Raw genomic sequence first — 25267 nt, forward strand, 5'->3', positions numbered from 1 at the left:
TTCCCAAGAGCTTTTTTAATCTAAAATATGACTGAAGCAATCGCCGACTTAGTTGTCGCTCACCCGATGGTGAAATTTCAGCGCCAAGTTGAGTCTCTAGTTAAGAAATCCAAAGTTGTTAGTCCCAGCGATCCTATCTGGAAAATCGCTTTCCTGTTTGGTGATGACTGGGCCCACTGGAAACATGAACTAGAAGAGTTCGACTTTTCCACTCAAGATCCAATTCAAGAACTGTTGGCCGTACAGTCTTGGGAAGAAGATTAACCCAGTACTAAACTGCTGAGTCAAGCCGCCAGCCCTAAGCGGTCATTACCCTAACCAATGATTGATGACATATCTGGCTGAAGCTTGATCCGAATAAGAATGGTCGTGATGTTATCATGGCCATTCTTTTCGTTAGCTAGGTCAATGAGCTGATTGACGCCATTCTCTAGGTTGGCTTTAGAACTCAAGAGACCAGCAACATGACTGTCGGTATAACGTTCTAGTAAGTTGTTGTCGCTGAGACCGTCGGAGCAGAGTAGCAGCAATGTGTCTTCGGTAATCTCGTGATAAGCCACGCTGGGAATGAGGTCTTCTTGCCCCCTTGGCCCTAGGGCTTGGGTTAGCTGGTAGGCGTCGGGACGGGCGTAGGCTAACGTTGGCTCTACGCCCCGGTTAATTTCACGTTGGCCTACTTCGTGATCGAGAGTCATCTGCCGCAGCCCTAAGCGCTTGTTGTAGCTGTACAGGCGACTGTCGCCTACGTGCACCACGGCGATGTTGAGGTTATGCACAAGCACCATGATTAAGGTTGTACCCATGCGCCCGATCCCCGAGGTCGCATTGGACTGATTAATATCGAAAATAGCTTGGTTTGCGGTTATCACTGCGTCGACAAGCGTCTCTTGATTGGGCAGGCGATCGCCCCAGTGCTGGGTTAAATAGTCTCGTAACGTGCGCACTGCTAGCTGGCTGGCTACTTCTCCTGACGCGTGACCACCCATACCATCACAGAGGATGTAAAGCCCCTTCGCTCGCATGATAGTACCTTGGGGGCCGCTGACTTTGTGTAACTGAGTTTGGGTAAAAAACCAATCTTCGTTGTGATGACGTTGTTGCCCTACATGACTCTGGCCCGCATCATCGAGATCGGCCAGCTTCATCGGCAACACCATAGTGGGTGCTTCAATCAGTCCGCTGCCTTCATCTTCAGTAAGCTCTTGGGTATCAAAGACCGTGTCAACGTCTAGCTCTAGGTTTTCAAGGCTAGGTTGAGAAATCGCAATGGCCGGATCTTCAGTCTCTGCCCACGCTACTGGGGGTAGATTGACCTCTGGTTGTTGATAGGCTTGGGCAGCTTCAGCCAGGGTGTCTTGCACATAGGCAATATCGTTAATAACGCCCTCCTGTAAGGTGTTCGCCAAGGTTTGTACTTTGGGCGGCAGGCTGGTTGATGTACTGTCAAGCAGCGCTTGCCACATCTGTCCCAGGGTCTGTAGCGGTAACGGGGTTTGATTGGGTACCTGATCGATCTGGCTCAGGCAGAGCAGGCTATTTTCGTTCAGCGTCAGCCGTTGAGGATTGAGTAGTGTGGCCTGCCCCCGCCAAGGGGCTAGCGCTTGCCACAGCAGCGTGGTCTCAAACAGCCACTGAATATGTTGCAGTGGGTCGTCAATAGCCGTCCAACCCACACTCAGCGGTAGCCAAGTGCTGCGGTCCTCGATCAACAGAAGAGTGCGCTGGGGAGTTTGCCAGGCGTGATGCAGCTCAGGAATGGCTGGAAAGTTGTCGGCCTGGAGAGCTAGGTAGGGATAGGCCTCAAGGGGTACCGTAGCGGCCAACGGCTGGTAGGCCGGATCGAGGCCTGGAGTTTCAAGCCAGGCCTGCTGTAAGGCTTGCAACGGAGAGTCAGCCTTGGGCTGGCAGTCAAGGACTAGTAGGGCTGCAGCCGACTCGCTAAAGGCACCGACCGTTGAGGCAGGAATGAGGCGGTAGCGTTGGTCAACGTCGAGATAGCCGTTGTAGCAGTCGTCGGAGGCGATCGCTGCTGCACCAGGGGCAGGAAAATCGATGACTCGCCATCGCTGAAGTGGCTGGCCGCATCGTTCGCAGGACCGCTGAGAAGCGGCATTTTCAAACTCACAAAAAGGGCAAGTTAGCATCCTAGCGATGATCCAAAGGTAAACCAGCTAGCCAGCACGATGGAACCTGTAGCACCCTCGATCCAATGTCAGCCCAAAGGTCTAGGCCGTGAATAAGTGGGTCGGTTGACCAGCACTTGGGGAAGCCCCGGTCTGGTCAAGATAGAGGCACGTTGATATAGACGACTAGCAGAGTGGCATCGGCTTGCACGTTAAGTATTGCATAGCTGCCTTCTGTTACCCTGCTGAAGCCCATGGTAGCTTACTGGTCTAGCCCTGATCTGCTCAATCTATCGATTCTTGATGAAGACTCCACCACTTTCCGCTACGTAGCGGAGTCTTCGTCAGGACTGACCTTCGCTCCTAAAGTTGTAAGAGATCTTGGCGCTCGCGGGGGGTGACAAATCGCCATTGGCCAGGTTCGAGGTTGCCTAGGCCTAGATGGGCGATCGCAACCCGCACCAGCCGTAGGGTCGGGTGTCCGACAGCAGCAGTCATGCGCCGAACCTGGCGATTTTTGCCCTCCTGAAGGGTCATCTCTAGCCAAGCGGTGGGAATGCTTTGGCGGTAACGAATGGGCGGTTCTCGTAGCGGTAGCGGCGGGTCGGTCGCCATCAAGGCTACCTGGCACGGGCGGGTACGATAGCCCTTGATCGTAACCCCCTGGCGCAGTTGAGCTAGCGCTGGGGGGGCTGGCCTATGCTCAACCTGAACCCAGTAGGTGCGCGGGTGGGCAAACCGTGGGTTGCTAAGGCGATGCTGCACTTGGCCGTGGTCTGTCAGCAGCATGAGGCCTTCACTATCGCGATCGAGCCGCCCCACGGGATAGACATCGGCAATGGGCACAAAGTCTTTGAGGGTAAGCCGAGACGCTGAATCAGACGTAGGTGGTGTGCTCCCCTCGCTGAACTGACTCAGCACATTGTAGGGCTTATAAAACAGAATGTATTGGTAACCCATAACCCTAACTATCGGCAGAGAAATGCCCAGCGTCTATAGCTCTAAGCACTATGAGCAAGGGATAGTCCCTCGGAAGTATGAACCGTAACCTACGAACTGCAACATTTTATTGCAACTTTTATGGAAATGTTGAGAAATAACGGTGGCTAGGGTCAGGCCGATATGCTGATCCCTATAGGACTGATTGTGGCAGGACAGCACCATGGAATTCGGGAATAAGTATCGTTTCGCTTGCACCCTTACCTTCGGCGATATCTATGGCCAAATTATTGCGTGGCTGGTCATTTTGTTTATCAGTCTGGCCACTTCTCTAGCGCTGATGGGAGCCCGCCAGCCCATGTTCGCCCTGGCGACAGTGGGGCTAATTTTAGTCCTGTCGCTGCCCTTTTTGCTATTTGCCTTTGTCACCACTCTGTTCAACCACATTGAGTTTGAGACGGTGGCCGATAGCCAGACTGCCCCCGATGCTTCCGGTCAATCGGTGACTTCAGGTACCCCCGCTCGGGCTGTGAGCTAGCCTATCTTTTTGAACATTTTGATCGCTTCGCACGGTGGAGGCTCGATAGCCACACGCCGTGCGAAGCGTTTTAACGGAGGCGACCCTGAAAAACTTGTTCCCTAATGGTGAGCAGTGCCCACCCTACGGTGGCTACAGTCGCCGGATACTTCTGGAAATTTTCCTAAGGCAATGCAGCGCCGAATTAGTCTGCTGAACCTTCGGTGGCAGGGGCTGGCTCTAAAGGATCTACGCTTTCGCTGCCCGTGGTAGGGGCAGCCTGATTTTGGGTAGACATGAGCTCAATTTGATCTTTAAACTGCGCTGGGGCGAGGGCCGTGGCTTGGGCGAAAAGGGCCTGAGCGGTGTCGGCCTCACCCTGTTCTTGCAGCACCAGAGCTTTGGCCAACACTGGGCGGAAGTCTTCTGGGGCAGTGGCGATGGTTTCGTCGTAGAGCGCAATCGCTTGGCCAGGGCTGTTGGCCTCTACATGCACCTGAGCCAGGAGTAGCTTCACAGAAACGGTATCAATGCCCGCTGTCGCCCCTTCAGCCTGCACCTGCTCAGCGGTTTTAAGGGTGTCTTGAAGCAGCCCAATGGCGGCTTGAGGTCGATTTTGCTGAACCAATAGTACGGTGAGACCTTGTAGGGCGTTCATGTTGCCGGGCTGTTGGTCTAGCACCTGGCGGTAGGTCTGAGCGGCACCTTCTAGATCACCGAGCTGCTGTTTAGTTTGGGCTAGCAACACTGCGTAGTCGGGAACGTCGGGGTTTAACTCTACGAGCCGCTCTAGCGGGCCTAGGACCCCATCAATATCATTGAGCTGAATTCGAGCATCTACCAAGCCTTGCAGGGCTGTTTGGTTGTCGGGCTCGCGCTCTAGCACTAGCTCATAGCCCCGGGCCTGAGCTTCTAGCTCGGCCTGCACGGAGGCGGGGTCGGTGGCGGTGGGATTGGCCTCGGTAGGCTCTCCCCCCCGACGGGTGCCGTTGCCACCCAAAAGGGGCAGGAGCGATATCGACAAAAAGGCCGCTAACGCCAGGGTTAGAACGGTACCAACGAGCCAACGATTGCGGTTTGCAGTCACAGGTCTACCTCATCAGGGGAGCAGCGGATCACGGCGAAAAGTCGGGGCGATCGCAAAATTCAGAACAATGATTCTAGCGCTTCGGCTTTGGGGTGGACTTGAACCCAGAGCTAATTAAGCCGATGAACAGGGTTACAGTAGCAAAGAAGTTGCCAAGCTGTTCAGAAACAATACGGATTGCTAACCGTCAGCGATGAAAACTAGATGAGTTACCTCCATTGGCCCCTTCGCGGTGACAAATGATGTGACCCCTAGGGGCAAGTGGGCGATCGCAGGGGCAGTCAGTCAGGAGTAAAGCTTCTGATCGGTTGCGTTAATGCTTAATATATTTGCCCTAACAATGCACATTTAAGGGTGAATGTTACGCTAGGCTTACAGGCTAAGTCATGCGCAAAGTGCCATTGCGTTGGGTAGCTGGTTCATGTTGAGAGGAGATCGGTGGTGTCATGGGTTCTGCAGAACAAGACGCTTCTAATAAAAGCGACATTACAGCTAAAGACGGTAGCGACCAGGGGGCAGCGCCCGCAGCGGAGCGGCCATCGTTACTGTCTCCTCCCCAACGACCGGTGCGACCGGTGCGACCGGCTGTAGCGCCAGAGACCAACGCAGTAGCGGTTAAGCCAGCGATCAAGCCGGTAGACACTGTGGTAGCCAAAAAGGCTCCGCCTGCTCCGCCCCCTGAGCCTGAGATCGACCCTGATGCCTATCGCTATCAACCCATTGCGCCCCCCAGTGAGCCAATGCAGTACCGGGCGATTGGCTTGGTACGTGGCACCTACGAACCCAGCGAGGCTGACCAGCTCAACCGGGGCAATCTCATCACTGAAGACGGTCACGTCATTGACTCAGTCCTGCTGGGCCGCATTACTAGCTTGGTGAAGAAACACATCGATCTGTCAGTGCCTCACCTGTGGGTCGTCTATCCTCGCACTCGGCGCGAGCTCGATAATGACGATCAAGATCTGCACCTGCAAATCGTTGGCGTTTGGGAGCCTGAAACCCTAGGGTTGCCTGGCGAAACCCCCGCCAGCGAGGACAGCGCAGAAGACGGGGATGAAACCACCGCTGAAAAACCAGATTTGGCGGATTTGCCGCCGGTAAACGACAACTTTTTCTCCATTCGTGGCGAAGTCATTAAATACACGCCTGAAGACCAGTGCATTGCTGTCAAAATTCTCCAAGGGGCAAAGCGTACCCCTGGCACTTCTAAACCGTTCAAGCTGCTGCTTCACGGCACGATTGAAGGGCGTACCGTGGGCTACTTCTGGGATTTTAAGGTGAAGCGTGAAGCCAAGGTTTTGGTGCTCAGCGAAGCCTCGGTGGTGGGCATTGTGCCACCGAAGAAACGGCCTAAGGGCAGCGGGGGGGGTGGGCCACGGCGGGGAAATCCTGGCCTGCGCAGTGGGCCAGGGGGCAGTCGCCCGCCCATGCCCAGCCGTCGGCCTGCTGGGGTTAAAGGCAGCAATTTGGGAACAGATACTCGTTCCGAGCCGGTTTCCGAACGCCTCTCGAATCGCCCTAAAAAGCGCGAAGAAAACCACGAGAGCAGTGCCGAGTAGGCGACATGTTGGCCAGGTTAACCGCTCAGGGCATCTTGGGGCAGAAAGGCGCGGTCTTGGGGTAGCGATGCCACCGGGGCCGCCAGCTCAAACTGGCCAGATTCAATCCAACCCTTGAGTTCGTTTGCCACCTGGCGGGCCAGGTAAACACTGGCTAGCGGTGCCGTGCGTACGGTTTGCCCTTCGATGGCGATCGCCCCCGACTTGAGCTGAGCGTAGCTCACCAGGCCAAAGGTGGGGCGCACCCGTCGAGGAATGGAAAAATCCATGACTGGCGCAACAATGTCGGAATCTTGCACCGCACAGTGGGCGGCAACGGTTTCGTTGAGTAGGGGAATGGGAACGCCTACGCCCAGCATCAAAGAGGGGCCGTAGCCTTTGAAATAGCAGCCCCGCACCCATTCTGACCGCATTTGTTTGGCATCGCCAATCAGGGCCAAGGTGGCCGCTGGGCCAATGGGAGTGCGGTTGGGCAAGCGCCGCTGCAGGGGAAAGTGCTGTGTTCCTTCCCAGGCGACATAGCCGACGCCGCCGCCCAAAAAAATGCGGGTGCCAATGCCGATCGCTTCAAGATCGGGGTCGTTTAAAAGTGGGGAGAGGGCACCGGGGTTGGCGTAGACCGCGTTGCCCAGGCGAGGTTGCAGCGGGCCTAGGTAGGTGGAGAGGGTGCGATCGCCTCCGTTTACCCCAACAATAAAATTTTGGTATAGCCCGCGCGGGCTGTACAGGTAAAACTGGTTGATCGTGTCGCGGGTAATGGTGGTTTCGAGCGAGGTGCGGGGGTAACAGTCGGTACCGTGGCCCGTGGCCTGGAGGGATACACTGCGTCCGGCGATCAAATCGGCAATCACGTGGCCGCCGCCGTGCTCACGCACAGGTTCGGTGTCGCCCAGGTCGCCGCCCCGCCCTGCTACCGCAGGCTGGCTGGCCCCCAGACAAACATCCACTGCGCCAAAGCCCGCGTAGGCCGGCACCCCATCGAGATAACATTCCAGCAGCTTGATCGGTGGGTCGGTGTGGCCGAGGTTAAGCATGGCCCCCGACGATTCCATCGGCTCAAAGGTGCCAGTTACCACCACATCGACGGCTTTGGCGGCGGCGGCTATGCCCTGCTCTTGGGCCTGAAGCTTAAAGGCTTCGGCAGTTTGCACCACCGCTTTGCCTTGGCGAATTTTGGCGTTGATGCTGTCGATGGTGCGCATGGATGGTGCCTAGAGGGTAGAACGGCGACGCAGCCAGAATAACCCCCCCATCAGCACTGAAGGCGCAATCAGTAGCAGGAGCACTAGGCTGAGGGCTGGCTGATTTTGCCCTGCTTGGGAATCTGCTAGCAGCGCCGGTACCCCATATTTGATGGCTGCGCTCAGCACCCCAGAAACGGCCACCACTTTGAGCACAAAGTTGAAATTGGAGAGCGTCATGGGCTTAGGAGGGCGATCGCCGCACGTTGAGACAACACCATTCCTGCCGTCGCCAGAGGGTAGACACCACCCAGCCATGCTGCTCTAGGGTATCGGCGACTAGCTTAGACTGGTCGAGCAAAATGCCGCTGAGAATGCCCCAGCCATCGGCGGTGACAATGGTGTGCATTTGAGGGATTAAGTCCATAATCACCTCAGCTAGAATATTGCACACAAGGCCGTCGGCGGGGGCATCCATGGCCTGGGCGATCGCATCTAAACTGCCATGAAGTAGCGGCAGCTGCTCTTCCGTCAGCCCGTTGAGGGTGCGGTTGCCCATAGCTGAATGCACCGCCAGATCGTCAATGTCTGCGGCGTAGGATTTTTTAGCTCCCAGCAGCAGCGCTCCAATTGAGAGAATGCCAGACCCACAGCCAATATCGGCAATTGTGACATCGGTTTTTTCGTAGGTGAGCCGCATTTCGAGCGACTCCAGGCAGAGCTGGGTGGTGGGGTGGTTGCCGGTGCCAAAGGCTACCCCTGGGTCGAGGCGCAGCACCAGCCGCTGATTGCCATCGGGCGGTTCGAGCCAGGCCGGGGTGATCAAGAAGCGATCGCCGATCGGCTCCGGCTGCCAGTGGTCTTTCCAGCTCTTTGACCAATCTTCTTCGTCAATGAGCTGCCAGCTAATGCGGGGCAACACTAGATTGCTGCACAGGGCATCTTGCTTGATCAGCAGGGCTAGGGCCGATAGATCGAGCAACTCGAGCCGATGCTGCGGAAAATAGGCCTGAACTACGCAGGAGGAACCCCGCTGCTGGGTAGATGTACCCTGGCTGCCAAAACTGTCGAATCGCCAGAAGACCGTATCCTCTAGGGCCGGATCGCACAGTACCTTTACTTCCCACCAGGTGTTGACCACAGCCATTCTAGAGATTGCCTCGCAACTATCAAGATTGGGCCTGCCCCGTGCGGGCTAAAGCCCCAAATTTTCGGCTGTAGGGTGGGCACTGCCCACCACTTACTCACCGCCTATCGCGTTAGCCCACCGCAGCTTAAGCACCCTACGCCTTGCCCCCCTACAAATTAACTGTGTAGGCATCGCGAATACCCGGCACCTTGAGAATCTCTTCCAAGATGCCTTCGGGCAGGGGGTCATCGAGGCTGAGGGCCATCACCGCGTCGCCGCGCACAATTTTGCGGCCCACCTGCATGCTAGCGATATTGACATTAAAGCTGCCCAGCAGCGAGCCAATTTTGCCAATGATGCCCGGCATATCGCGGTGCAGGGTAAACAGCATATGCTGCGTTGGCGGCACGTTGATCGGAAACTCGTCGATGTCGGTGACCCGAATTTCGCTGCCTCCCAGCAGCACCCCAGTCACCGAGTGCTCGCCCAGGTTGCCCTTGGCCGACAGGTTCAGCGAGCCGGTGTAGTCGCGAATGTCGGCGTCGCGGGTTTCAATCACGTGGATGCCCCGCTCCTTGGCTTCGATGGAGGCGTTAACGTAGTTGACCCGTTCTTGCAAGGCGTGGGAAAGCAGACCCTTGAGGGCCGCCACCATGATCGGCTGGGTGTCGCCCCCGGCGATGTCGCCCTGGAGCCGCACGGTGAGTTCTTCGACCCGACCCCCAGCTAATTGCCCCACCAGGTTGCCCAGGGTTTCCGCCAGTTGCAGGTAGGGGCGCAGCTTTTGCATCACCTCGGGGCGCAGACCGGGAATATTTACCGCAGATCGCGCCGGTAGCCCCAGCAGCACATCGCGAATTTGCTCAGCCACATCGATGGCTACATTCACTTGAGCTTCTTCGGTAGACGCGCCAAGGTGGGGGGTCAGAATGATTTCCTTGCCCAGCTCCCGCAGTTCCGACTCGCCCAGGGGTTCAGCCTCGTACACGTCCAGGGCGGCACCCCCGATGGTGCCCTCCCGTACGGCCTTAGCCAGGGCCGCTTCGTCGATGATGCCGCCACGGGCGCAGTTGATGATCCGCACCGTGGGTTTCATCGTAGCCAGGGCCGCCTCATTGACTAAGTGAGTGGTTTCTGGCGTTTTGGGCAGGTGCAGGGTGATGTAGTCGGCCTCGCGGAACAGTAGGTCTAGCTCCACCAGGCGACAGCCTAGCTGTTCAGCGCGATCGGCGGAGATAAACGGGTCGTAGGCCAGCAGCTTCATGCCCATGGCCCGGGCGACCGTGGCTACATGGGAGCCAATTTTGCCCAGGCCCACCACGCCCAGGGTTTTCTTATAGATTTCGACCCCGGTGAAATCTTTGCGCTTCCATTCGCCCGCCTTGACCGAGCGATCGGCGCTGGGAATGTAGCGCGACATCGACATCATCATCGCCAGGGCGTGCTCTGCCGCTGCGATCGTGTTGCCCTCGGGGGAGTTGACCACCACAATGCCCCGTCGAGTGGCTTCAGGCACATCGACGTTGTCGACTCCTACCCCAGCCCGGCCAATGATTTTGAGGTTCTGCCCCGCCTCAATCACCGCCTTGGTCACCTTGGTGCCAGAGCGAATCATCAGCGCGTCGTAGTCGCCAATGGTCGCCACCAATTCTTCGGGCGAAAGGCTGGTATTGACGTCGACCTGGGCAACTTGGGAGAGAATATCGAGGCCCGCTTGATCGATGGGGTCGGAAACTAAAACCTTGGGCATGGGTCAGCCATAAAAATGTCACAGGGATCTACTTTACTGCAAAGCCGGGGCAGGGCATTAGCGTGGAGAGTACTTTTACTGTTCTTCTAAGGCCCGAAAACAGTCAGACAGCACCACATTAGAAAACAGAAAACCTTCGGGATCGCTGAGACGCAAACAGCGGAGATCATCCCAGGTGTCGCCTTCAACGATGACAAATCCCTGCTCAATGTGAGGCTTGAGGGTTTGTTGGAGCATTGACCAGGTTTTAGGAGAACAATGCGATCGCAGCTCATCGCCGTTAATCCCCTCTTTGAGCCGCAGCCCCAGCATCAGCCGATCCAATAATTGTTCCAGGGTTGGTGTTGGTGGTTCGCTGTGAACTCCCCCAGCGGCTTGAAAGGCCTTGACCCACTCGCCGTAGGTCGTCAGGGTGCGGGGCCGACTGACGCGCTGGTGCTGGGTGTAGCTGGCGGCCCCCAGGCCAAACCCGTAATAGGGCTGGTTGCGCCAGTAGGTCAGATTGTGCTGGCATTGGTGTCCCGGCTGGGCATAGTTAGAGACTTCGTAGTGGTCGTAGCCCTGGGCAGTTAGCCATTGCTGAGCCAGCCGATACATGGTGGCGGTTTGATCGTCGGTGGGCAGGGGCGCATCGCCCGGTTGGTAGCGTTTGGCAAAGACGGTTTGTGGCTCTACCGTGAGGTCGTAAATGGAAAGGTGGTGAGGTTGGAGGGCTACGGCCTTAGATAGGCCGGTTTCCCAATCGGTCAGGGTTTGGTGGGGCAATCCAGAGATTAAATCGAGGCTCCAGTTAGGCATGGCGACCTGGTGTAGCCAATCTACAGCCTGGTATACGTCGGCAACGCGATGGTAGCGGCCACAGCTTTCTAAGGTGACATCGTCTAGTGCTTGAACGCCGAGACTGATGCGGTTGATGCCTGCGGCTAGGTAGCCCTGCAAATGCTCTAGGTCAAAGGTGCCGGGGTCCATTTCCATGGAGATTTCGGCGGTGGGGGCGATGCCAAAGCGGCGATCGAGTTGGGCCAGAATCGTTTCTAGCTGGGGGACAGAGAGCAAAGATGGAGTACCGCCGCCGAAGAACACAGTGCTGAGGGGGTGTTCATTCAGCTTTGGGGTGGCTACGATTTCTGCACAGAGCGCGTCCACATAGCTTTCTACGGTGCCTGAGGTCTCGCCACGCTGCTGGTTACCCAGCACTGAAATTGGGAAGTCACAGTAAAAGCAGCGACGACGGCAGAAGGGAATGTGGATGTAGGCGGCGGCAGGGCTGGAGATATTGCTAGAGAGGGTAGTCATCGCCTATACCTTGAAGCGAGAGGCCGGGATTGATACCAATTGTCCATGCCGCTAAGGCGACACCTGGAAGGATGAAAACTGTAGGGTGCATCCGCGCAGCGATGCACCATCTTAGGGTCATTTTCAGAGCAAATCCGCAGCACAAAATCCCGATTCCCAAACGGCTGAACCGTAGGGGCGAATGGCATTTGCCCTGTTGAAGCATGAGTGGTGAGGCAGGATTGGGTATTGTAGCCAGGTCTACCGCTGGGGACATTTCGATTGTTCCCAGACCCCCTCAACCAGGGACGTTCCGCCGCCCTGGACCCGACGGACGTATTAGGCTGTAGGCGGCATGTCGCGCTTCGCATCGGTCTCGGCTTGTAGGTGATCGGGGGGGCGATCGCTCTGTGCATGGTCTTGCCTGTGTTAAAGCAGGCTAACACTATCCCCAACCCTAAGACTTTGCCCGCATTGATTGGCGATGTTGGTGTTGACCGCCAGTTTGTAGAAATGGTCAAACCATTGGGGGGGTGCCCAGCTCGGCAGGGTGGCGGTGCGCTGCTGGGCGAAGGTTTTTTGGAAGCTTTTGGTGGCAGATCCGGTGAGGGCGTCGCGAGTGGGCACAATGCAGCGTTGGCAGGGGTTGATGCCTTGTAGCACCACATCACCGATGGTGAAGCAGACGGGGGTTTCATCGGTGCTGAAAAGCTGGTCTTCCCAGAAGGCAGGCACACCGTCGATCTCCAGGTTGGTGCGGAAGCGACGGCGGGTTTCGTCGAGGGTAAGGCTATACCAGTCGGCGACGGTCTGGAGAGTGGCGGTGCTGATTACCGTTGGTCCAGCGGCATAGGTGTCGTCAGGAAAGCCGAGGTCGTGGTTTTCTTGTAGGGTGACGGGCTGCTGAAAGTAGTTGGCTAGCCAGGTTTCTAGGTCTGGGCGCTGCTGGTGCAGGGAAAAGGTGACGGTTGAACTATCGCTATCCACGGCTAGAGTGATGAACTCGCCATCGTCAGAGAAAGCCGATCGCAGGCGGTGGATGGCGGCGGTGCGCTTGGCGTTGATGAAGCGGTTTTGGGCATCAAACAGGGCATAGGTGCGATCGCCCCTCAGCGCCCCACTCCCCAACACCGTCGCCTGGGACACCGCAACCCCATCTAGCGACTTGACGGGGAAAATATCAATGCGAGACAGAAAAGGGAGCATGGGGCTGGATCCTCGCTCGATGTCGATGCTCTAGCCATCATAACCATCCCTTGCATGCCCATCATCAGGGCGATGGGCACAGGCTTTGCCCTTTGCCTATCCTACGTTTAATCACAACTATCTACTTAGCCCTCGGTCTTAGCCCTCGGTCATTGATAAAAAAAGACCCCTGAGTTAGCTATCCTCAGAGGTCTGAATCAGGGTGCATCTACCATTCCACTCTCCTGAGGCGGCGGCTAAATTCCGGTGAAATACCTGGAGTTCACGGATACTTGAAACAAAGTGGCTATGATCTGGGGGCTGTATGAATTCTTGACTTTTGCCCTATGGCCAACGCCGCGACCTCGCCTAAAATCCAAGATTTTCCTGCGGGCACCTCCTCGCAGGTTGCGCCCCTAGCGCCGGGGGTCTATATCGTAGGGGCTGGACCGGGTGACCCAGAACTGTTGACGGTTAAGGCACAGCGCCTGCTAAGCCAGGCGGATGTGATTCTCTACGCCAACTCTCTGGTGCCCCAGCAAATCCTTGAGTGGACCCGCCCTGATGCTGAGCGTATTGGCACTGCAACGATGACCCTGGAGAGCATTCTGCCGCTGATGGTGGAGCGGGTGCGGGCCGGCAAGTCGGTAATTCGCCTGCAATCGGGCGACCCCAGCCTCTACAGCGCCATCCACGAGCAAATTCAGGCGCTGGCGGAGGCTGAGGTGCCTTTTGAAGTGGTGCCGGGTATTAGCGCCTACCAGGCGGCGGCGGCCAAGCTCAATGCTGAGCTGACCATTCCGGGGCTGGTGCAGTCGATCATTCTCACCCGCATTAGCGGGCGCACCCAGGTGCCCGAGGCGGAGGATCTGGCCAGTCTGGCGGCCCACAAAACCAGCCTGTGCCTGTATTTGAGTGCCCGCCATGTGGAAGAGTCTCAGGCCCAGCTTTTAAAGCACTACGAGCCGGATACCCCGGTGGCGATTTGCTTTCGGATTGGCTGGCCCGATGAGCAGCTTTTAGTCGTTCCACTGTCGGAAATGGCCCGAACCACCCGCGAAAAAGACCTGATTCGCACTACGCTTTACGTGATTAGCCCAGCGCTGCGGGGGCAAAAGGTGAGGTCACGACTGTATAACCCCGACCACACCCACCTGTTTCGTCCCAAGGATCGATCGGTCATCCCCTCTGATGCGACCCAAGATGCGGTGACTACTGAGGCTTGACCTGAGTGATGGCTGGGCTTAGAGTGTTGGCATTAAAACTGAATTTAAGCCTCTAGGGTTCCGGTTTGGCGATGGTGCTGAACGGCTGGTCCGAGAGAGGCGGGTTGGTGATGGCCAACTACACGGCGGGACAAAAGCCCGGGAGGATTTTAGAAGTTGATCGCGTCAACTTCTCTGATTTTCCCGGGCTTTGCTGTACCTGGCCTGGGAATCGCGTTTAGTCTAGTGCTCAAGTTATCCCTGTGAGGCTTTCCGATGACCACCGACCCCGCCAATGATCCAGTATTTCAAAGCCCCAATGGCCAGTCTTCTGAGGCCCAGCGCGCCCTAGAGATGGAAGCTCGCTTGCCCATGACCGGCTGGCAGCAGGAAGTCTCCCAGGGTCTGGAGTACGGCCTAGAGGCGGCGGCCAGCATTCGCGATCGCACCATCCCCACCTTTTCTCGTGGTGAGCTGCCCCACTACGCAGGCATCAACACCTTTCTCAAAGCACCCTACGTCGAAGATGTGCGCCGGGTGGGCGAGTTCGATGTGGCGATCGTCGGTATTCCCCACGACAGCGGCACTACCTACCGCCCTGGCACCCGCTTTGGCCCCCAGGGTATTCGCCGCATCTCGGCCCTCTACACCCCCTACAACTTTGAGATGGGGATCGACCTGCGCGAAAGCATCACCCTCTGTGATGTGGGCGATGTGTTCACCATTCCCGCCAACAACGAGAAGTCCTTCGACCAGATTTCTAAGGGCGTGGCCCACGTGTTTGCCTCTGGCGCGTTCCCGATCTTGCTGGGGGGCGACCACTCCATCGGTTTCCCCACGGTGCGGGGCATCTGCCGCCACCTGGGCGACAAAAAGGTCGGCATCATCCACTTCGATCGCCACGTCGATACCCAAGAAACCGACCTGGATGAGCGCATGCACACCTGCCCCTGGTTCCACGCCACCAATATGGCCAACGCCCCGGCCAAAAACCTGGTGCAGCTGGGCATCGGCGGCTGGCAGGTGCCGCGCCAGGGGGTGAAGGTCTGCCGCGAGCGGGCCACCAACATTCTCACCGTCACCGACATCACCGAAATGGGCCTCGATGCCGCCGCCGATTTTGCCATCCAGCGCGCCACCGACGGCACTGACTGCGTCTGGATTAGCTTCGACATCGATTGCATCGACGCGGGCTTTGTGCCCGGCACCGGCTGGCCCGAACCCGGCGGTCTACTACCCCGCGAGGCTCTCTACCTGCTGAAGCGCATCATTCAAGAAACCACCGTCTGCGGCATCGAAGTGGTGGAGGTGTCGCCCCCCTACGACGTCAGCGACATGACCGCGCTGATGGCCACCCGCGTGATCTGCGACACCATGGCCCATTTAGTAAAATCGGGCCAGCTACCCCGTCGCGAGAAGCCCTCGTACATCCATGAAGAGGCGAATATGAACGTGGATGAGCCCTGGGAGTAGGGAAGTGTGGAGAGGTGAAGAAGTGAAGAAGTGATCGCGTCTCCAGCTCTTTACCCCTTTACCTCTTCACCCCTCTACCTCTTCACTCTTTCCCCCCCGTTCCCTGCCATGCATGAAACCGATATGACCAAGGCTCTCATCCTCACCGTGCGCGACTGGTGGGAGGCGCAGCCGGGGCAGCCTGCGATCGAGAAAGTTCACCTGACCGTCGGCAAGTTTACCTGCGTGGAGCCGGTGGGCCTACAGTTTGCCTTTGAGGTGCAGACCCGTGGCACCTTTTTAGACGGGGCCGAGCTGGTGATTAACGAAACACCGCTAATCGCCTACTGCCACGATTGTCAGAGCGAGTACCGGCCCGAAATTGGCCTGCAATACGCCTGCCCTACCTGCCAAGCACCCATGGGCGACATTCGTTCCGGGCGCGAGCTAAAGATCGATCGGGTAGAGTATGCGGAGGCGATCGCCCAACCGTAGGGTGTATTAGCGCAGCAATGCACCGCTTCATGTCTCGGCTTAATCTCATCTAAAAGTCTTGCAGACCCACCCCCGCCCCTCCTAGGAGGGGCATCGGAAAATCCAAAATCGCAAATTCCCAATCTAGAATCGCCCTATGCACCAAACCTTTGACGCTGCTTTAGGAATCGATCTGCTCCACGTCAACCAGAGCGGGGCCGACCACAACCGCGCCCACTTTGACCGCTGGGGCATCACCTGCATGAATATCATGAGCAGCCCTGGGGCGGGGAAGACGGCGCTGCTGGAGCGCACCCTGGAGGGGCTGCATGGGGATCTGGCGATCGCCGTGATCGAAGGCGACATGACCACCGAACTCGACGCCGATCGCCTGCGCCAGTACGGGGTGCCAGTGGTGGCGATTAATACGGGGCGATCGTGCCATCTCGACGCCAAAATGGTTGCTGGTGGGATCCATACCCTAGAGCACAGCTACGAACCGAATGCCCTGGATTTGGTGCTGGTCGAGAACGTGGGCAACCTGGTCTGCCCTGCCGAGTTTGAGGTGGGCGAACACGCCAAAGTGGCCCTACTGAGCATCACCGAAGGCGAAGACAAGCCCCTCAAGTACCCGATCATGTTTCAAGAGGCTGACTGCCTGCTGATCACCAAGGTAGATTTGGCCCCTTACCTGGATGTCAGTATCGAGCAAATCGCCGCCAACGTGCGGCAGATGAACCCCGATGTGACGATTATTTCTGTCTCGGCCAAAACGGGGGAAGGGTTGGAAGACTGGTTTGGATGGGTGCGCGATCGCGTGTCAGCCGCTACTTCGGCTAAGACCCACGTTCACATCTAATATCAAATCCTGGTGAGCTACCCCCGATTTAGCAGGGCGACAAGCCAAAATCAAGAGAATCTCAACAGCCGCTGCATGACGCCACCTACGGCCCGTTTCATCTGCTGCTTGCGCCGCCAGCGCTGAAACTCTTTGCGGTAGCTATACTCGTTGGGGCGATAGATGCGCCATGCATCCCAGGCAATTTGCAGTGCCCAGGGGCCTAAGGTGATGTAGAGCAACCAGTTCCACAGCCAGCCGCCCGTGACCAGCTGAAACACCACCACACCACCGCCGATGATCAAAAACTGGGCCAAATCGTGGTGAAGGCGCTGCCGTCGCTGGCTATCAAACAGCTTTTGGTCGGCCAATTCATATTTCTTGACGTCCCACTCGCGCTCGGCTTCGGTAACCAGGTCAGCGGAGATCCCCAGCTCGTCGGCAATTTCTAGTAGCTGAGTACGAGAAAGCTCGCCAGACTCAGTTTGACGGGCGATCGCAATGCTCAAAATCTGCTGGGCATCTTCGGCGGGGTACAGAAACTCGCCATCCCGGATGTACGAATCAGTTGTTAAATCAGCCATCGCTGCCCTCTTGCCCATAAATCCCTTCTTATTTTTATAAACAAAATCTGGGGGATGTGGGGGGCGGTTGCAGTACGGAAAACCTATCGGCACAGCGATCGCTCCCTGTGGTGAGACCTGCGCCGGTTAGGGCATGCTAATGGGTGGATACGCATCTTAACCATCGGAGTGTGCACTATGACCCAACTGGTACCGATCCGCCTAGAGGATGGCACCGAAATCTATATGGAAGCCACCGACGATGTGGTCGCCCCCCCTTCGGCCCCCGACCCCTACGCTGAAACCACCCGCACAGCCAAGGGCCTGGGTATGACCCCCCAAGCCGCCCAGGTGCATGCCGCTCAGAGCTTTAAAGCTATTGAAAGTACCATTCGTACCTACACTAGCTACACCATGAATGCCTTCAAAGACATGGCCACCGCCAATGTCGAAAAAGTCACCCTAGAGTTTGGCCTCAAGGTCGGCGGAGAGGCAGGAGTTCCCTACGTTACAAAAGGCACCGCCGAGAGCAATCTCAAAATTACGGTGGAGTGCTCATTTAACTAATTTGCTTACCGACAGAACGGTAAGTCATCGTCACCATCACCGGGTTCCTTGGAGGGCGGCTAGGGAGCCGTCATCTAAAGACCCGGTTTTTCGCTGCGCTATAGAGATCCCCAGCCTCTGTAACCCTAGCTGAGGGTTGCCCGTTTTCTGCCAGCCAGTACTAGGTAGAATAGCGGGATTGGCCCAGGGGATGACTAACCGAGGACAATCAGTATATTTGTTGTGCCAATTCTTGGCCAATGTATAATAATTTGATAATCAATCTCGCAGAAACGAGGGTTTCCCTGGGATATTTTCTAAGATTTCGTCGATATTAGGGAGCCGTTGGCTTCTTGTTATAGTGATCTAGAGACCTCTTGGTCTTGACTCTGCTACCTTTGGAGCTGTACCTGCGGCAAGTTTGCTCCTAGATAAAGCTACATTCTGAAGCCCGCTCCTGACAGTTCCTGAAAATCTGACTGGCCACCACCACTACAAGGGAATGAGATTTTGCAGGGATTGACGAAGGAGAAACCTATCTTAATCACCTGCTGTGCTGCCGGGGGGGCACTGCTCGTTTTGACTATGCTGGTGCGATCGGAGCCGAGCAACAGGTCTACGCTACCACCTCCGCCCCCCAGTGCCGAAAGTCTCAACATTCAGACGGTGCCGGTGCCGCCCCCTCCCGGTGTAGGCCAAGAAATTTTGCAAGATCGCTTAGAGCGCGATCTGACTCGGCAGCAAGATCTGGTGAGCAGCCTGCAAGACGAACTGCGCGCCCAAAAGAATCTGGCCGATGATCTCAAAGTTCAGCTGGAGCGGCAACGGGCTGAAACCGATAAAGTCTTAGAACAGCTGGATACCTATCAGGAGACGGTCGAGAATATGACCTCTCAGCAGGTGCGGCTGATGGAGTCGATTCCGCGCAACAACGAAACCCAGACTATGATTCTCTGGGGTATTTTGGGCCTGTTTATGATGCTCATGCTGGGTGGCGGGACAGCCTTTGCCATTCTTGCCCTGTGGTTGATGCACCTTCAGCGGCGCACTTCTCAGCCGCCCCCGATGGTTTATCCCATGCGCATGCCGCCCAACCCCTACGTATACTACGAAAATCAGCCTCTGCCACCATCCGTGCATCCACACGCCTTTGTCCAGTATGAGGTTAGGCCCTACCAAGATTAGGGGCGGCAAACAGTATGGGTTAGAGGGAATAGGGATAGGATTCACGGTGTAAGGTGTAAGGCGCAGGGCTCAGCCTGATGATCTGCCTCAGACCCTGTACGGCTAGATCTCTCCTGTTCGCCGTTGTGCCGCTGTAGTCTTTTAAGTTGATTGCCATGACCCTGACCCAGGTTTGGGGTGCTTTTCTGATTTTTGTGCTGGCTCCGGTGGTCGGTGGGTTGCCCCTGACCGGCTGGTCAACGCGACTGCTGACTGGGCAGCGACTGCGGCGGGTGGGCACCGGCAATGTCGGGGTGTCGGCGGCGTTTTATCACGGCGGCAAGGTGGCGGGCATTGTGGCGGTGCTGCTAGAGGCTGCTAAGGGCATTGGGGTGGTGCTGCTAGCCCGTTATTACTTCCCAGCGGATCCGGTTTGGGAAATTATTGCCCTGATTGGGCTGGTGATGGGGCGCTACTGGTTTGCTAAGGGGGCAGGCACCACCAATGTCGTGTGGGGCATTGCGGTCTATGACTGGCCCACGGCGCTACTGACGTTTATTCTTAGCGGGCTAGGATTTACGATCTTTCGCGAGCGACGGCAGGGTCGACTGCTGTCGCTGGTGCTGCTGCCGCTGATTACCGCTCTGCGCCACCAGGATGGGGCGTTGATTATGGCGATGACCTGTCTTAGCGTGCTGATCGCCTGGATCTATCAAAAGCTACCGGACGATCTCGATTTGCCCGATGATCAAGGACGATTGGAGTCTCGCACCATGTTTCGGTTTTTTCGCGGCGATCGCGGCTTAGTTGCCCTTGATGCCCCCCTCGATGCGGCTAAATTTGGCCAAAAAGCCGCTACTCTGGGCCAGCTGCGAGCCTGGGGCTACCCGGTGCCGCGCGGCTATGTGCTGCCCGCTGGGGATGACCCGACCGCTCTACTGGCGATCGCCGATCCCTCCCCCACTCAGCCGCTTGCCGTGCGATCGTCCGCCCAGGATGAAGATATGGGCAGCGCCTCGGCGGCGGGAATCTACCAGTCGTTTTTGAATATCACCGACCAGGAGGGGCTGACGGCGGCGATCGTGCGGGTGTTTTCCTCCTACAATTCTCAGCGGGCGTTGGCCTATCGCCAGAGCCAGAGCCTGCCAGAACGGGGTCTGGCGGTGATTGTGCAGCAGCAGGTGCAGGGCCAGTTTTCGGGGGTAGCCTTTAGCCGCGACCCAATTACCCGCTGCGGTGATGCGGTGGTGATCGAGGCGCTACCGGGGGGAGCCGAGGCGGTGGTTGGGGGTCAGGTGACGCCCGAACAGTACCGGGTACTGGTGCAGCCCGACGATCTGCCTCCCCTGGCGGAGATTGCCGAGGCCGACTGGCAGATCTCTGACGCGCTAACGCTGACCGTAGACGGCGAAGGCCAAACCCCGGCGCGGCTGTTGCAGCAGGTCGCCTACCTGGCCCGCCATCTGGAGAGCCGCTATCAGGGCGTGCCCCAAGACATCGAGTGGAGCTACGACGGTGAGGCCCTGTGGCTGTTGCAGAGTCGCCCAATTACCACCCTGCAACCCCTGTGGACGCGCAAAATCGCCGCTGAGGTGATCCCCGGCACGATTCGGCCCTTGACCTGGTCAATCAATCGACCCCTGACCTGTGGCGTCTGGGGGGAGATTTTTACGGTGGTGCTGGGCGATCGCTCGGGCGGCCTCGACTTTGAAGCCACCGCCACCCTGCACCACGCCCACGCCTACTTCAACGCCACCCTGCTGGGGGATATCTTTCGCCGCATGGGCCTGCCCCCAGAGAGCCTAGAGTTTTTGACCCGTGGTGCCAAGTTTAGCCGCCCGCCCCTGGGCTCTACCCTCAAGAACGTGCCTGGCCTGGTGCGACTGCTAAGGCGCGAACTCAAGCTGGAACAACAATTTACCCAGGAAAACCGCGATCGCTTTGAGCCTGCTCTGCAAGCCTTAGCCAATACCCCCAACGATGCCCTCACGCCCCAGGAATTGCTGAGCCGAGTAGACACAATCCTCGATCTGCTTAAGCAGGTCACCTACTACAACATTCTGGGACCACTGAGCTTTGCCCTGCGCCGCGCCCTGCTCAAGGTGCCCGAAGAAAGCCTCAACCCCATGCAGAATGTCGAGATTGAGGCCCTGGAGGATCTGCGGGCGATCGCCCAGGACATTCGCCAGGTGCTCTCGACCCCGGAGCTTGATCGCATTACCGATAGCTCTTCGTTGATGTCTACCCTGGCCGAAAGCACCGATGGCGACTCGCTACTCCAGGAGATCAGCCAGTTTATTGCCAAATACGGTTATCTCAGCCCCGTTGGCACCGACATTGCCGTGGCCACCTGGCGAGAAAATCCTAGCCCGGTGCGTGAGCTGCTGGCTCAATTTGTGCGGCAGCCACCCCCACCTAAGACCCCCTCTACCCCTGCCCAGGGTCGGAAAATGGCTCTAGTGCAGCGCCGCCTCGATCTGAAGGGGCAGGTCAACACCCTCTATAACCGGCTGCTGGCCGAGTTGCGGTGGAGCATTTTAGCCCTGGCGACCCAGTGGCAGCACCAGGGCCACCTGGCCGCACGAGACGACATTTTCTTCCTCACCCTGGAGGAGATTCAAACCGTGGTTGCAAAGGCTGCGCCCGATTGGCGATCCATTCGGGTGAAGATTGAGCAGCGCCAGGCCCAGTACGATCAAGACCGGCAGATGGCCGTCGTGCCCTATTTGGTGTTTGGCAACGAACCTCCCAGCCGCGAGATGGCCCTAGCGCCCGGAGCCACCGTGCGGCAAAAGCTGTCTGGCATTGGCGCGAGTGCGGGTACGGTCGCTGGCCCCGTGGTGGTCATGACCCAACTTGAGACCGTGACAGCGACGACAGGCCCCTTCATTCTGGTGGTGCCCTACACCGATGCGGGCTGGGCACCGCTGCTGGCCCGCGCCCAGGGGCTGATTGCTGAAGTGGGCGGCCGCCTTTCCCACGGGGCAATTATTGCCCGCGAGTACGGCATTCCAGCGGTAATGGATGTGACCAATGCCACCCAGCGCCTGCACAGCGGTCAGTGGGTGCGGCTCAATGGCGAAACTGGCATTGTCGAGGTGATCGATACTCCCGACGATGGGGCTAACCACAGCCATACCCTACCTTCTCTGCCCCCCAGAGACGAAGAGAGCTAGTCACCTAGGACTGTCCACCGTTGCTAGGGCTAGGTGGAGGGAAGGGGCGAGGCGGTGGCGGCAGACTGCTGCACGGCCTCGATCGCATGAGCTTCAATCCAGCCGCGATCGTGGGCATGGTGGGCAACGGCGATCGCATCCTCAAAGGTCACTAGCTCACTACCGGCTTGCCGTACTTGCTCTGCTAGAGCCTCTAGTTCGGGTTGGCGATCGGGGTGTTCTTTAGGAATGTTGCGGATGTAAATGCAGGCGATGCGATTGGGATGGTCGCAGGCGATCTGAGTGTAGATCTCGGGGTCTTTTTGGCCGCTATCGCCAATCAAAATAAAGGGCAACTCGGGGTATTGGTCGAGAATAGGTTCGATTTCGCCGCGCTTGTGGTCGCTGTGCTCGAAGGAAAACAATTTCGACCAAGACAGATCGAGGGCCACCAGGGAGATCGGCCCGGCGGGTAGCCCCTGGGCATCCATGAACTCTTCAAACAGGTCGTACATGTTCCAGGCGCTGCTGGAGACGTAGAAAATCGGGTTCTCGTGCTGCCCATCGCCCCCCACCTGAAGCGCCTGGTAGAGGTCTGGTACCCCCGGTATGGGCAGACGGGTTTGGCTATTGCCCAAGTAGGCTAGCCGAATCATCTGCCACAGATCGGTGGCGCTGGTGTGCACAATGGTGTCATCAATATCGCTGATCACGCCAAACTGCGCCTGCGATCGCGGCACTAGCATCTGGGCCACCGCCTGAACGCTTCCCTGATCAGAGCGAGGTTCTAGCAGTTCAATGTGGGCTTCGTGCCATAGAGTATCGTCGGCCAAGGGGGCATGGGGCCGCACCTCATCGATAAAAAAGCCCGCTTTATCGGTTTCCACCTCGTGGGTTTGGTCGTTAAAAGTTAGCCGCAGCCGCGCCCCAGACACTTCATCGTGGTCAAACCGGCGAAACATATTGAGGGCATTTTTCCACAGCGGCCAGTCTTCGTCACAGGGGTGAAGGCCATCATCGCGCAGCACTCGGCCCCGAAAGCAGAGTTGGTCGGCGCTGCCGTAGCCCCGGTAGGCCAACACTTGCAGCGGGCCAGCCATACCCAAACGTTTGGTGACAGCGCCTCTAAGGTTATTTAAATAATTGATTGGCATGGCGGAATAGGGGGTTTCTCTTCAAAATCATTCATGGTGGCCCAGGAGCCTTGGCTGGGCCGGCACCAGAGTCAGGGGATCGTTGCCCCGATCTGGGTCATGATGCTCCGGGCTAACTGAACGGGCTGGCGCTGAGTGGGCCTAAGGCGATTTTTGGAGAAGAAGATGTCTGCTTTAATCCAGCGACTGTAGCTGCCGTAGGGTGGGCATTGCTCACCATTGGGAAAATTATTTTCCAAACATCGCCTTACCGTGCGATCGCCGATCGCCTTTAGCCTGTTGTTGGTTGCATCAACCCCAGTGCCAAAGTGGCTCCTCTTCAAAATTGCAGACTTTAGCCCCGACCATATCTATCGGCTGAACGACCTGATGACAGTAGCAGGGGAGAACTTTGTCTAAACTGCCTCGACTCGGTCTAACTCAAGCTGGCAGTAAATCTTGGTGATTTGGTACAAATGAACTATGCTTATGAAGCAGTTGTACTGTTGCAAATTTCAGCCACTCAAGTTTTGCAAATATGAATGGTCACCGTGGCGGGGCGCAGGCCCTGAGCTGGATTGTGGTGTTAAGCGTCGGCATTGGCATGATGGCAGAACTGATTCAATCGACCGCCCAGGGCATTGCCGACGAGTTGGGGGCTGTCGCCGAGACCGCTTCGGCCCACCCCTGGCTGGGCGCGTCGTTTCCGTTAGAAAATTTCTCCCGCTACACCTCGCCCTTTGGCTATCGGCAGCACCCCATGGGGGGCCACCGCTTTCACTATGGGCTAGATTTGGCCGCCCCTATGGGCAGCTATATTCGTAGCTGGTGGGAGGGCAAGGTGATTGACGTGCATGACCACACCGCCTGTGGCACCGCCGCCATTATTCAGTCAGGCCGCTGGACCCACATTTACTGCCACATGCAGGGCAGCGTGGTGATCGAAAAAGAAGGGGGCCGGGTGTTGGTCGATCGCGCCGGGGGCATTGAAATTCGCCAGGGGCAGATGGTGGCCTCTGGCCAGCGCATTGGCCGGGTAGGCATGACTGGCAGCACCACTGGCCCCCACCTGCACTGGGGTATGAAATATGACGGGGCTTGGGTTGACCCGGCGATGGTGATCAAATCTGGGGCCGACGCTCAGCAGCTACAGGCGGCGCAAACCGTGGAGTAACCCCTGGCATACCTGGGTGAGAAACGCCAGATCTAGGGTTTCTAGGGTGTCGGTTGGCTGGTGGTAGTGGCGGTTGCGGAGGTTAGCCGTGTCGGTAATCAAGATGGCCGGATAGCCCAAATCCCAAAAGGGGGCATGGTCGCTGCGGCGGGTGTCGGGTACCGCCCTACCCTGCTGGATGACTGGCAACCACTGGCTACGCACCCCAGCGGCCCGAAACCCCCACCATAACTGCACCATGGTGGGTAGACTCTGCCACTGGCCAATCTGGGCGATGTAGTTGCCCCGGTTGGGATAGAGGCGCTCTAACCCTGCTGGGTAGGTCTGGGAATGGGGCTGGTGGCAGCAGTAGCCCAGCATTTCGAGCGAGAGCATGAGTTGTATCGACTCGCCCCGCTGATGCAGGTCGGCGGCATAGCAACGGCTGCCGACTAGGCCAAATTCTTCTAAGTCAAAGGCGATCAGGCGCAGGGGAGATTTGCCGGGCTGGGTGCTAAAGGCGCGGGCTAACTCTAGCAACGCTGCTAGGCCAGTGGCGTTGTCGTCGGCTCCGGGGGAGCCAGGCACTGAGTCGTAGTGAGCCCCGACGAGAATGGGCAGGCGATTGAGATCTTGGCCCGGCAGGTTCAAGATCCAGTTGGTATGCTTTTGGCCTTGAAAATCAAAGGTGTGGCTTTCAACGTCACCCCAGCGGGAGAATTCTTGCTGAATGTATTGCTGCACAAAAAAGTGGTGGGCAGAGGCGAAGAAGGGGTTGCGATCGCGCGCCACCTGCTCTAGATGCCCTAAAAGGCGCTGTTGCATCGCGCGATCGCTCA

General features: G+C 57.5%; 24 protein-coding genes and 1 riboswitch. Of the genes, 12 read left to right on the forward strand and 12 right to left on the reverse strand.

The window, feature by feature from the left end; all coding sequences use genetic code 11:
* The first annotated feature begins 27 nt into the window (after window positions 1–27).
* Window positions 28–264: a DUF4327 family protein gene (locus tag RRF56_RS16120; RefSeq protein WP_317034196.1), complete on the forward strand. Its 237-nt coding sequence runs from the start codon at window positions 28–30 to the stop codon at window positions 262–264.
* A 50-nt stretch (window positions 265–314) separates the two neighbouring features.
* Here RRF56_RS16120 and RRF56_RS16125 read toward each other — a convergent pair whose 3' ends face one another.
* Complete coding sequence (locus tag RRF56_RS16125) at window positions 315–2144, reverse strand: serine/threonine phosphatase (protein ID WP_317034197.1); 1830 nt, start codon at window positions 2142–2144, stop codon at window positions 315–317.
* Window positions 2145–2486: 342 nt separating this feature from the next.
* A complete protein-coding gene (locus RRF56_RS16130; protein ID WP_317034198.1) occupies window positions 2487–3083 on the reverse strand; it encodes a pseudouridine synthase in 597 nt (198 codons plus the stop codon).
* Between the two features lie 202 nt (window positions 3084–3285).
* Between RRF56_RS16130 and RRF56_RS16135 the strand changes: the two genes are divergently transcribed.
* On the forward strand, window positions 3286–3600 hold the full coding sequence (locus tag RRF56_RS16135) for a hypothetical protein (RefSeq protein WP_317034199.1): 315 nt from the start codon (window positions 3286–3288) through the stop codon (window positions 3598–3600).
* A 184-nt stretch (window positions 3601–3784) separates the two neighbouring features.
* Here the strand turns inward: RRF56_RS16135 and RRF56_RS16140 are convergent, their stop codons facing one another.
* Complete coding sequence (locus RRF56_RS16140) at window positions 3785–4666, reverse strand: tetratricopeptide repeat protein (RefSeq protein WP_317034200.1); 882 nt, start codon at window positions 4664–4666, stop codon at window positions 3785–3787.
* A 446-nt stretch (window positions 4667–5112) separates the two neighbouring features.
* Between RRF56_RS16140 and RRF56_RS16145 the strand changes: the two genes are divergently transcribed.
* Window positions 5113–6225 (forward strand): hypothetical protein, encoded by a 1113-nt coding sequence (locus tag RRF56_RS16145; RefSeq protein WP_317034201.1) that lies wholly within the window; start codon window positions 5113–5115, stop codon window positions 6223–6225.
* A gap of 17 nt (window positions 6226–6242) precedes the next feature.
* On the opposite strand, the gene RRF56_RS16150 is transcribed toward RRF56_RS16145, so the two are convergent.
* From RRF56_RS16150 to RRF56_RS16175, 6 genes are all read right to left on the reverse strand, one after another.
* Entirely contained in the window at window positions 6243–7427 is a 1185-nt protein-coding gene (locus RRF56_RS16150; protein ID WP_317034202.1) for a homocysteine biosynthesis protein, read from the reverse strand.
* Between the two features lie 9 nt (window positions 7428–7436).
* Entirely contained in the window at window positions 7437–7646 is a 210-nt protein-coding gene (locus tag RRF56_RS16155) for a hypothetical protein (protein WP_317034203.1), read from the reverse strand.
* A gap of 4 nt (window positions 7647–7650) precedes the next feature.
* The gene (prmA, locus tag RRF56_RS16160) at window positions 7651–8547 is read right to left on the reverse strand and encodes a 50S ribosomal protein L11 methyltransferase (protein WP_410510492.1); all 897 of its coding nucleotides are present in this window, start codon (window positions 8545–8547) and stop codon (window positions 7651–7653) included.
* Window positions 8548–8704: 157 nt separating this feature from the next.
* On the reverse strand, window positions 8705–10285 hold the full coding sequence (gene serA, locus RRF56_RS16165) for a phosphoglycerate dehydrogenase (protein WP_317034205.1): 1581 nt from the start codon (window positions 10283–10285) through the stop codon (window positions 8705–8707).
* A 75-nt stretch (window positions 10286–10360) separates the two neighbouring features.
* On the reverse strand, window positions 10361–11581 hold the full coding sequence (gene hemW / locus RRF56_RS16170) for a radical SAM family heme chaperone HemW (protein ID WP_317034206.1): 1221 nt from the start codon (window positions 11579–11581) through the stop codon (window positions 10361–10363).
* A 408-nt stretch (window positions 11582–11989) separates the two neighbouring features.
* A complete protein-coding gene (locus RRF56_RS16175) occupies window positions 11990–12766 on the reverse strand; it encodes an MOSC domain-containing protein (RefSeq protein ID WP_317034207.1) in 777 nt (258 codons plus the stop codon).
* 326 nt (window positions 12767–13092) lie between these two features.
* On the opposite strand from RRF56_RS16175, the gene cobM reads away from it, so the two are divergent.
* The 4 genes from cobM to hypB all read left to right on the forward strand — a co-directional run bounded on the left by cobM (window position 13093) and on the right by hypB (window position 16735).
* Window positions 13093–13971, forward strand: coding sequence for a precorrin-4 C(11)-methyltransferase (cobM, locus tag RRF56_RS16180; RefSeq protein WP_317034208.1), 879 nt, complete (start codon window positions 13093–13095; stop codon window positions 13969–13971).
* 41 nt (window positions 13972–14012) lie between these two features.
* A riboswitch (guanidine-I (ykkC/yxkD leader) is annotated at window positions 14013–14118 on the forward strand.
* Window positions 14119–14226: 108 nt separating this feature from the next.
* Window positions 14227–15423, forward strand: coding sequence for an agmatinase family protein (locus RRF56_RS16185; RefSeq protein ID WP_317034209.1), 1197 nt, complete (start codon window positions 14227–14229; stop codon window positions 15421–15423).
* Between the two features lie 108 nt (window positions 15424–15531).
* Window positions 15532–15897 carry a hydrogenase maturation nickel metallochaperone HypA gene (gene hypA, locus RRF56_RS16190; protein ID WP_317034210.1) on the forward strand — a complete coding sequence of 122 codons (366 nt, stop codon included), beginning with the start codon at window positions 15532–15534 and terminating at the stop codon, window positions 15895–15897.
* A gap of 136 nt (window positions 15898–16033) precedes the next feature.
* On the forward strand, window positions 16034–16735 hold the full coding sequence (hypB, locus tag RRF56_RS16195) for a hydrogenase nickel incorporation protein HypB (protein WP_317034211.1): 702 nt from the start codon (window positions 16034–16036) through the stop codon (window positions 16733–16735).
* A gap of 50 nt (window positions 16736–16785) precedes the next feature.
* Here hypB and RRF56_RS16200 read toward each other — a convergent pair whose 3' ends face one another.
* Window positions 16786–17298, reverse strand: a complete 513-nt coding sequence (locus tag RRF56_RS16200) for a 2TM domain-containing protein (RefSeq protein ID WP_317034212.1) — start codon at window positions 17296–17298, stop codon at window positions 16786–16788.
* A 177-nt stretch (window positions 17299–17475) separates the two neighbouring features.
* On the opposite strand from RRF56_RS16200, the gene RRF56_RS16205 reads away from it, so the two are divergent.
* From RRF56_RS16205 to RRF56_RS16215, 3 genes are all read left to right on the forward strand, one after another.
* Entirely contained in the window at window positions 17476–17844 is a 369-nt protein-coding gene (locus RRF56_RS16205) for a CU044_2847 family protein (protein WP_317034213.1), read from the forward strand.
* Window positions 17845–18408: 564 nt separating this feature from the next.
* Window positions 18409–19008 (forward strand): hypothetical protein, encoded by a 600-nt coding sequence (locus RRF56_RS16210; protein ID WP_317034214.1) that lies wholly within the window; start codon window positions 18409–18411, stop codon window positions 19006–19008.
* Between the two features lie 155 nt (window positions 19009–19163).
* On the forward strand, window positions 19164–22163 hold the full coding sequence (locus RRF56_RS16215; RefSeq protein ID WP_317034215.1) for a glycerol-3-phosphate acyltransferase: 3000 nt from the start codon (window positions 19164–19166) through the stop codon (window positions 22161–22163).
* Window positions 22164–22192: 29 nt separating this feature from the next.
* Here RRF56_RS16215 and RRF56_RS16220 read toward each other — a convergent pair whose 3' ends face one another.
* Window positions 22193–23296: an App1 family protein gene (locus RRF56_RS16220; RefSeq protein WP_317034216.1), complete on the reverse strand. Its 1104-nt coding sequence runs from the start codon at window positions 23294–23296 to the stop codon at window positions 22193–22195.
* Window positions 23297–23515: 219 nt separating this feature from the next.
* Here RRF56_RS16220 and RRF56_RS16225 point away from each other — a divergent pair, with 219 nt between their 5' ends.
* Window positions 23516–23695, forward strand: coding sequence for a hypothetical protein (locus RRF56_RS16225; protein ID WP_317034217.1), 180 nt, complete (start codon window positions 23516–23518; stop codon window positions 23693–23695).
* A 118-nt stretch (window positions 23696–23813) separates the two neighbouring features.
* The gene (locus tag RRF56_RS16230) at window positions 23814–24449 is read left to right on the forward strand and encodes a M23 family metallopeptidase (RefSeq protein WP_317034218.1); all 636 of its coding nucleotides are present in this window, start codon (window positions 23814–23816) and stop codon (window positions 24447–24449) included.
* On the opposite strand, the gene RRF56_RS16235 is transcribed toward RRF56_RS16230, so the two are convergent.
* Window positions 24423–25253 carry a M28 family peptidase gene (locus RRF56_RS16235; protein WP_410510621.1) on the reverse strand — a complete coding sequence of 277 codons (831 nt, stop codon included), beginning with the start codon at window positions 25251–25253 and terminating at the stop codon, window positions 24423–24425. The genes RRF56_RS16230 and RRF56_RS16235 overlap by 27 nt on opposite strands.
* Between the last annotated feature and the right edge of the window lie 14 nt (window positions 25254–25267).

The sequence above is a fragment of the Nodosilinea sp. E11 genome, from assembly GCF_032813545.1.
Lineage (GTDB): Bacteria > Cyanobacteriota > Cyanobacteriia > Phormidesmidales > Phormidesmidaceae > Nodosilinea.

What these genes read in the sequence shown, in the direction of transcription:
- RRF56_RS16230 (WP_317034218.1), top strand. Translation starts at nt 23,814, where the DNA reads ATGAATGGTCACCGTGGCGGGGCGCAGGCCCTGAGCTGGATTGTGGTG.
- RRF56_RS16135 (WP_317034199.1), top strand. Translation starts at nt 3,286, where the DNA reads ATGGAATTCGGGAATAAGTATCGTTTCGCTTGCACCCTTACCTTCGGC.
- RRF56_RS16185 (WP_317034209.1), top strand. Translation starts at nt 14,227, where the DNA reads ATGACCACCGACCCCGCCAATGATCCAGTATTTCAAAGCCCCAATGGC.
- RRF56_RS16130 (WP_317034198.1), bottom strand. Translation starts at nt 3,083, where the DNA reads ATGGGTTACCAATACATTCTGTTTTATAAGCCCTACAATGTGCTGAGT.
- RRF56_RS16120 (WP_317034196.1), top strand. Translation starts at nt 28, where the DNA reads ATGACTGAAGCAATCGCCGACTTAGTTGTCGCTCACCCGATGGTGAAA.
- RRF56_RS16205 (WP_317034213.1), top strand. Translation starts at nt 17,476, where the DNA reads ATGACCCAACTGGTACCGATCCGCCTAGAGGATGGCACCGAAATCTAT.
- RRF56_RS16235 (WP_410510621.1), bottom strand. Translation starts at nt 25,253, where the DNA reads ATGCAACAGCGCCTTTTAGGGCATCTAGAGCAGGTGGCGCGCGATCGC.
- serA (WP_317034205.1), bottom strand. Translation starts at nt 10,285, where the DNA reads ATGCCCAAGGTTTTAGTTTCCGACCCCATCGATCAAGCGGGCCTCGAT.
- RRF56_RS16145 (WP_317034201.1), top strand. Translation starts at nt 5,113, where the DNA reads ATGGGTTCTGCAGAACAAGACGCTTCTAATAAAAGCGACATTACAGCT.
- RRF56_RS16175 (WP_317034207.1), bottom strand. Translation starts at nt 12,766, where the DNA reads ATGCTCCCTTTTCTGTCTCGCATTGATATTTTCCCCGTCAAGTCGCTA.
- RRF56_RS16200 (WP_317034212.1), bottom strand. Translation starts at nt 17,298, where the DNA reads ATGGCTGATTTAACAACTGATTCGTACATCCGGGATGGCGAGTTTCTG.
- cobM (WP_317034208.1), top strand. Translation starts at nt 13,093, where the DNA reads ATGGCCAACGCCGCGACCTCGCCTAAAATCCAAGATTTTCCTGCGGGC.
- RRF56_RS16155 (WP_317034203.1), bottom strand. Translation starts at nt 7,646, where the DNA reads ATGACGCTCTCCAATTTCAACTTTGTGCTCAAAGTGGTGGCCGTTTCT.
- RRF56_RS16215 (WP_317034215.1), top strand. Translation starts at nt 19,164, where the DNA reads ATGACCCTGACCCAGGTTTGGGGTGCTTTTCTGATTTTTGTGCTGGCT.
- RRF56_RS16150 (WP_317034202.1), bottom strand. Translation starts at nt 7,427, where the DNA reads ATGCGCACCATCGACAGCATCAACGCCAAAATTCGCCAAGGCAAAGCG.
- hypA (WP_317034210.1), top strand. Translation starts at nt 15,532, where the DNA reads ATGCATGAAACCGATATGACCAAGGCTCTCATCCTCACCGTGCGCGAC.
- hemW (WP_317034206.1), bottom strand. Translation starts at nt 11,581, where the DNA reads ATGACTACCCTCTCTAGCAATATCTCCAGCCCTGCCGCCGCCTACATC.
- RRF56_RS16125 (WP_317034197.1), bottom strand. Translation starts at nt 2,144, where the DNA reads ATGCTAACTTGCCCTTTTTGTGAGTTTGAAAATGCCGCTTCTCAGCGG.
- RRF56_RS16210 (WP_317034214.1), top strand. Translation starts at nt 18,409, where the DNA reads ATGCTGGTGCGATCGGAGCCGAGCAACAGGTCTACGCTACCACCTCCG.
- hypB (WP_317034211.1), top strand. Translation starts at nt 16,034, where the DNA reads ATGCACCAAACCTTTGACGCTGCTTTAGGAATCGATCTGCTCCACGTC.
- RRF56_RS16220 (WP_317034216.1), bottom strand. Translation starts at nt 23,296, where the DNA reads ATGCCAATCAATTATTTAAATAACCTTAGAGGCGCTGTCACCAAACGT.